This window comes from Haloferax profundi (assembly GCF_001469865.1).
In the GTDB taxonomy this organism is placed as follows: domain Archaea; phylum Halobacteriota; class Halobacteria; order Halobacteriales; family Haloferacaceae; genus Haloferax; species Haloferax profundi.
Window position 1 is genome coordinate 1 of the sequence record NZ_LOPV01000215.1, and the last position, 6,580, is coordinate 6,580.

The window sequence follows — 6,580 nt, forward strand, 5'->3', positions numbered from 1 at the left end:
GTCGTGATGGACGGGGACGGCCAGATGGACCCCGATATCCTCACACACATCGTCGACCCAGTCGTCTACGGAACCGCAGATTACGCGGTCGGTGACCGATTGGCCGGGCCGTCGTACTGGCGTGGGATGCCCACGTGGAGGTTGTTCGGAAACGGCCTCCTGTCAGGATTGACACGCATCGCCAGTGGCTACTGGCACATCCGCGACCCACAGAACGGCTACACGGCCATCTCGGCAGAGACCCTCGAAGACCTCGACTTCGACCGTCTGTACGACCAGTACGGGTTCCTGAACGACCTCCTCGTGAACCTGAACGTCGCCGGGAAACGAGTCGCGACAGTGCCGATGTACGCCCGGTACGGTGACGAAGAAAGCGGAATCAGGTACTCGAGTTTCGTTCCGGGCCTCTCGTTCCTCCTCCTGAAGGACTTCCTCTGGCGACTCGACGTGAAGTACCTCTCGGGTGCCACCCACCCACTCGTCGGGATGTACGTTCTCGGTGTGGTTGGTATCGTCGCCGGAATCGTCCGGATCGGCCGTCGACTCCTCGGTGGAGAACACTCGTCTGGTTCCGCGTTCCGGATGCTAGCCGGCGTCCTCTCTCTCGTCGGTGCGATGCTCCTCGACGACAAAGCAAACGAACACCTGCAGCAAGTCGTGGATTCGACGGACACCGTGATCCAGCCGAGCGAAAGAACAGCGGACGAGTCGGTGTTGCCGGGAGAACCACACCGAGAGGGCCGAGAGGCGAAGCGAATCCAGTAACGACGGGAACCACGCTGGGCGGGTACCGGCGTGCGTTTGCCCAAATTTCGAGCGAGGCGGTGGGGCTAGCTCTTTCTCGCACAGTGTACGACGAGCCTAGCGTGTGGGGCACGGAGGAGAGGAGAGGAGAGGAGAGGAGAGGAGAATCTCAGTTCGCGTGGGCGTACATCTCCACGAGGTCGTTCGCGTTCGACTCCCACGAGTAGCGTTCTTCGATGAGTTCTCTGTTTCTGCGACCCATCTGGACCGCCAGTTCGGGATTCGAGACGAGACGAACGAGCGCCTGTGTGAGTTCTTCAGCATCACCCGGCGTGACGAGGATGCCACGCTCGTCGGAGATGACTTCGGGGATACTCCCGACGGGTGTGGTCACGATGGCGTTCCCGCCGGCCATCCCTTCGAGCATCGCGATTGGGAGCCCTTCGGCGTACGTCGGTAGCACGAAGACCGTCCCCCTGCTGAGGAGGTCACGTTTCTCCTCCTCCGAGAGGAACCCGAGGTACTCCACGTTCTCGTACGCCTCGGCGACTGCTTCGGCCCGTTCTGCGAACGGACCACGGCCACCGATGCTGACCTCGAACGAGAGATTCGGCATCGACTCTAGTGCCTCGATTGCGTCGAGTAACTCACCGATTCCCTTCCGCTCGATGAGGTTCGAGACGAAGACGATGTGAACGGAGTCTGCTTCGAACGTCGGCGCGTACTCGGCGGGTTCGACGGCGTTCGCCATGACGTGGACCTTGTCCGAATCGGCCCTGCGGGCGACGAGTCCGCGCCAGTATTCCGAGAGAACGATTACGTCGTCGACAGTGTCGAAGACGAGCGACTGGAGTCGTCGAACCACCAGTGAGTCGGTGTCGAGGAACTCGTCGAACGACGACCCGTGGATGTGGAGGACCACGGGGACTCGCCAGACGTACGCCGAAAAGAGGACGAAGAACGCCGAGCGATAGAACGAGTACGTGTGTGAGGAGTGGACGTGGACGATGTCTGGTCGTGGTTGGAACGGAAACAGGAGTATCGCCTGAATCGACGAGAGAATCATCCGGACTGCGCGTTCCAGACCCTCACCCTTCGGGGCGGTGTAGCGCGTGTAGAGTCGGACGTCCATCCGGTCTTCGAGGTACCGGCGCTGTTCAGTGATGTACTGGTCGATGCCGCCAGTCCCGCGTGGGCCGACGATGAGGAGTTTCGTTTGTTCGTTCATAAGAGGGAGCGTCGAGACGCGACGCTGTCGCGTCGATCCGTACCAGAAGATGGGTTCTCGGGAGGTTAGTTATGGTTCGCTTGACTGTGTGTATTGCGTGGATGTCCCGCACCCGAGAACGGATTCGGTGTCGGGGTCAGACCGACGGGGACGACAGGATATCGGGGCCAGTCGTCACGCTGGAACCGAGTGTCGCGAGAGCGACCCGACTGTCTCGACTGCGCCGTAGTTCAACGCCACCTGCACGATGACGTCGGTCAGGTTGACCTTGTCGGCGAGGAACTCGTCTCTTCGGGCTTGCCAGCGTTCTTTCGTTCCGTCTTCGGTGAGCAAGGTCTCTGCTCGTTCCATCACGTCGTCGAACGACGCGAGGTTGGAGATGAGGCCGTGTCGTTCGAGTGCGACGAAGTTCCCCATGTCGTTCTCTCCGACGAACGAATTCGACCGAATCGCCGGCGTGCCGAGGAGTGCCGCCTCGGTGACCATGGTCTGTGTGTCCGCGACGAGGAGGTCTGCTTCGGCGAGCACGTCGTGAACGAGCGCAGGGTGGAAGTCGACCGAACGGGCGTCGCCGTCGCCGTCGCGCCGTTCTTCGCTCTCGTCGAGGACGAACACAGTCGCGTGCTCACTCAGCATCCCGAGCAGTTCCCGACGGCGGTCAGGTGTGAAGCCCTGGTGACCAACGTCGTGGTGCGACCCGAAGGCGTTGAACCGGACGACGACGAACTTCTCGTCGGGTCCAAGGCCCAACTCGTCTCGGATGTCCACAGTGGGTTCGTACACGTCGGGGTGGAGGTACGCCGTCTCTTTGAACCCGCGGAACTGGTAGTGATTATCCGAAATCTCTTTTCCGAACGTGTGCGGCGTCAGTATCGCCTTCGCGAACGGGCGGGAGACGAGATGGTCGAGGGAAGTGGGTTCGGAGTCGAGGACGAGGATGACCGGCGTCCTCGACACTGCTCCCGCGTGTGCAGCGTACCCGCCCATCCCGAAGATGAGGTCCGGCTTGAACCGACGCACTTCTCTGAAGATGTTCGCGTAGTGGAAGGGCAGTGAGGTGAACAGCGAGTACTTGGTCGTCCCACAGGACCCGTAGATACGGTGCGGGAGGTCGTAGTACTCGAGGAGGTCCGTGGTACACCCGTAGTCACGACCGAGTACGAGTACGTCGTGGCCCTGCCGCTGGAGTTCTCTGACGGCGTACTTGTAGAGGTGGACGTGGGCGGGCGTGTTTGTGAAGAACAGGTAGCGCATACTCTCTATCGAGACTGAACGTCTCGGGAGGGAGTAGTTATTCAGCATCTACCTATCACCGGGCGATTAGGTAGCACCTCGCCAACGGCCCGACACGGCGCACTCGGCCGTTACAGTCGCCATAACAAAACGACCGAGTGGCTTTCTGTTTCACGACGCTGATGCTGCGCGCCGAACCGGAGTGCTGCGGACTGTGCCACTGGCGACGCGCAGCAGTCTACAGCAACACCCTCATGTCCCCAACAGACACTTCGCACACCACCGTGCGCGCGTTCACGGTGGGTTCTCCCCGTCCTCGAACGAACTCGACGACAGACTGCAGAGGAGACACGTAGATGTGGCCGTGGGAACACGTCGCCGTCGGGTACATCCTCGTCTCGTTGTGGGCGCGCGTGGCGAAACGGCCACTGGATGGCCGTGCCGTACTCGCCGTTCTCGTCGGAACGCAGTTTCCTGACCTCGTAGACAAACCGCTCGCGTGGTCGCTAGACGTCCTCCCGAGTGGGATATCGCTGGGACACTCGATTTTCGTCTCGATTCCGCTCTCGATTCTCGTCGTCCTCGTCGCTCGGCGGTTCGAGGTGACGACGGTCGGTGTCGCGTTCGCCCTCGGCTACCTCTCGCACATCCCCGCAGACCTGTTCTACAGCGGGTTCTTCTTCGGGAACTACGGTGCCCTGGAGTCGTTCCTGTGGCCCATCTCACACGGCCCTGACTCGTCGGCAGCGGGATTGTTCACGCAGACGTGGTACTACCTGAGTCGGTTCCTCGTCTACATCCGCCGCCCCGAGGCGTGGGCGTACCTCCTCTTCGAAGTCCTCTTGCTCGGGAGTGCCTTCCTCGCGTGGGTCACCGACGGACGGCCCGGTTTGAGTCTCGTGAAGCGCTCTGTGAACGGGATTCGGCGGAGCGTTACGAGGTAACCACCGGCCCAAACTGGCGAGCAATCACTCCATAACAAAGCCATTACCGAGACTGATTTTCTGCAAGGCAGGCAGACTCCCCGCCGAGATACTATGAAGACCACAATTTTACCGCCGACTCGGCCCCCCGCCGAGGCGACACACTCGTTCACTCACGGCCGACCCACCGGAGGTGTCGGTCGATGAGCGTCGAACTGGGTAGTGAATCGAACGTCGACGACGGCGTCACGATTGGCTACGGTGACGGTGAACGCCCCGTCATCGGAGCACGCGCCCGGATTCGCTCCGGGAGCATCATCTACCACGACGTGAGCATCGGCGACGACTTCGTCACCGGGCACAACGTCCTGGTTCGAGAGCAGACGACCATCGGCGACCACGTGCTCCTCGGAACCGAGACTGTCGTCGACGGAACTACGACCATCGGGTCGCGGGTCAGCATCCAGACCAACGTCTACATCCCCACGAACACCCGCATCGGCGACGACGTCTTCGTCGGACCGGGCGTCGTGATGACGAACGACCCGTATCCAGTCCGCACCGACGCCGAACTCGTTGGGCCCACCATCGAGAACAACGCCTCCATCGGCGCGAACGTGACACTCTTGCCGGGGGTGACGATTGGCGAGGGAGCGTTCGTCGCCGCGGGTGCCGTCGTGGTAGACGACGTACCGCCGCGCACACTCGCAGTCGGTGCACCCGCCGTGCATCGCGAGTTGCCAGAACCACTCACAGGAGACAACGAGATTGGACGATGACTGACGAGCACATTTCCATCGCCGCACCGCAACTCGGTGCGGAAGAGAAGAACCGAATCGCGACGGTCTTAGAGAGTGGCATCATCGCCGACGGCCCCGAAGTTCGAGGCTTCGAGCGAGAGTTCGCGGACTACTGTGGTGCCGACCACGGTGTCGCGACGTCGAACGGAACGACTGCCCTCCACGCCGCACTCCACGCACTCGGCATCGGCCCGGGTGACCGCGTGCTGACGACGCCCTTCACGTTCATCGCGACGGCCAACGCCGTCACGTTCACTGGCGCGGACGTGGGGTTCGTCGATATCGACCCTGAGACGTACAACATCGACCCGGACGCACTCGAAGCGCGACTTCGGAGCGGCGAACAGGTCGATGCAGTCATCGCCGTCCACCTGTACGGCCTCCCGGCCGACATGACCCGACTCACGGAACTCGCAGAGACCTACGACTTCCTCCTCGTGGAAGACGCCGCGCAGGCGCACGGGGCCGAAGTCAATGGCCAGCGCGTCGGGTCGTTCGGAGACGCAGCGTGCTTCTCGTTCTACCCGACGAAGAACATGACCACGAGCGAGGGTGGGATAATCACCACGAACCACGCCGACGTCGCAGAACGCGCCGCTCGGTTCGTGGACCACGGCCGTGTCTCTGGGTACGAACACGGGGAGGTCGGTCACAACTTCCGGATGACGAGCATCGCCGCCGCCATCGGACGGGCCCAACTCGAAAAACTCCCCGAGTTTACCATGGCGCGGCAGCGGAACGCCGCCGCACTCACGGAGTACCTCGAAGATGCTCCAGTCACGACACCAGTCACGCCACCGGACAGAACGCACGTCTTCCACCAGTACACCGTCCAGTGCGACGGCGTCGAACGGGACGCGCTCAAATCGTACCTCGAATCGAACAACATCGGAACGGGCGTGTACTACCCAAAGCCCGTCCACGAGCAGGAACCCTACAAGCACCTCTCGGTGTCCGCACCTGTCGCCGAGTCGGTCGCAAAGCGCGTCCTCTCACTCCCGGTTCACCCCGGACTCAGTACAGAGGACGTCGAACGCGTCGGCAGGACAGTCGGAAACTACCTGGAGGTGACGACGTGAGACGCTCCGTCGCTGCCGGCGTCATCGGGGTCGGAGCCATGGGGACCAATCACGCGAGAGTCTACTCCGAACTTCGCGGTGTCGAACTGGTCGGCATCGCCGACGCCGACAACGAGCGTGCCACCGCAGTCGCCGAAGACTTTGGCACCGAGGCGTTCACCATCGACGAACTGCTCGACCGAGTCGACGTCGTCACCGTCGCCGTTCCGACGCCGTACCACGCACCAATCACGAGACAGTGCATCGAAGCGGGCGTCCACACGCTCGTCGAGAAACCGTTCGTCGACGACATACTGGAGGGAGAAGGGCTCGTAGCTCTCGCCGAGTGGAAAGGTGTGACCCTCCAGATAGGGCACATCGAGCGCTTCAACCCCGCGATTCGGTCACTCGAGAAAATCCTCGACGACGTCGAACCTATCGCCATCACGGCGAATCGACTCGGTCCGCCACTGAACCGTGCCGTGGGCGATGGAGTCATCATGGACCTCATGATTCACGACATCGACGTCGTCCTCTCGCTCGTCGACTCGGAGATTACCAACCTCGCAGCGACGAGTGCAGCAGACGAACAGT

7 protein-coding genes are annotated in these 6,580 nt (G+C 62.0%); 5 read left to right on the forward strand and 2 right to left on the reverse strand.

Annotated features, from left to right (window positions below; all coding sequences use genetic code 11):
• Positions 1–765: glycosyltransferase family 2 protein (locus AUR66_RS21950; RefSeq protein WP_231727839.1), on the forward strand; the 765-nt coding region annotated here is incomplete at its 5' end.
• A 148-nt stretch (positions 766–913) separates the two neighbouring features.
• On the opposite strand, the gene AUR66_RS10900 is transcribed toward AUR66_RS21950, so the two are convergent.
• Both AUR66_RS10900 and AUR66_RS10905 read right to left on the reverse strand, forming a co-directional pair.
• Entirely contained in the window at positions 914–1,972 is a 1,059-nt protein-coding gene (locus AUR66_RS10900; protein WP_058572447.1) for a glycosyltransferase family 4 protein, read from the reverse strand.
• 174 nt (positions 1,973–2,146) lie between these two features.
• Positions 2,147–3,226, reverse strand: a complete 1,080-nt coding sequence (locus tag AUR66_RS10905) for a DUF354 domain-containing protein (protein WP_058572448.1) — start codon at positions 3,224–3,226, stop codon at positions 2,147–2,149.
• A gap of 335 nt (positions 3,227–3,561) precedes the next feature.
• On the opposite strand from AUR66_RS10905, the gene AUR66_RS10910 reads away from it, so the two are divergent.
• The 4 genes from AUR66_RS10910 to AUR66_RS10925 all read left to right on the forward strand — a co-directional run.
• The gene (locus AUR66_RS10910) at positions 3,562–4,149 is read left to right on the forward strand and encodes a metal-dependent hydrolase (protein ID WP_058572449.1); all 588 of its coding nucleotides are present in this window, start codon (positions 3,562–3,564) and stop codon (positions 4,147–4,149) included.
• Between the two features lie 182 nt (positions 4,150–4,331).
• Entirely contained in the window at positions 4,332–4,907 is a 576-nt protein-coding gene (locus AUR66_RS10915) for an N-acetyltransferase (RefSeq protein ID WP_058572450.1), read from the forward strand.
• A complete protein-coding gene (locus tag AUR66_RS10920; protein WP_058572451.1) occupies positions 4,904–6,007 on the forward strand; it encodes a DegT/DnrJ/EryC1/StrS family aminotransferase in 1,104 nt (367 codons plus the stop codon). The genes AUR66_RS10915 and AUR66_RS10920 overlap by 4 nt, the downstream gene beginning before the upstream one ends.
• A 38-nt stretch (positions 6,008–6,045) precedes the next feature.
• A partial coding sequence (locus AUR66_RS10925) for a Gfo/Idh/MocA family protein (protein ID WP_197409745.1) occupies positions 6,046–6,580 on the forward strand: 535 nt, incomplete at its 3' end.

Bases quoted from the DNA above. Each gene is read 5' to 3' on its own strand.
- AUR66_RS10900 (WP_058572447.1), bottom strand. From the start codon at position 1,972: ATGAACGAACAAACGAAACTCCTCATCGTCGGCCCACGCGGGACTGGC.
- AUR66_RS10905 (WP_058572448.1), bottom strand. From the start codon at position 3,226: ATGCGCTACCTGTTCTTCACAAACACGCCCGCCCACGTCCACCTCTAC.
- AUR66_RS10910 (WP_058572449.1), top strand. From the start codon at position 3,562: ATGTGGCCGTGGGAACACGTCGCCGTCGGGTACATCCTCGTCTCGTTG.
- AUR66_RS10915 (WP_058572450.1), top strand. From the start codon at position 4,332: ATGAGCGTCGAACTGGGTAGTGAATCGAACGTCGACGACGGCGTCACG.
- AUR66_RS10920 (WP_058572451.1), top strand. From the start codon at position 4,904: ATGACTGACGAGCACATTTCCATCGCCGCACCGCAACTCGGTGCGGAA.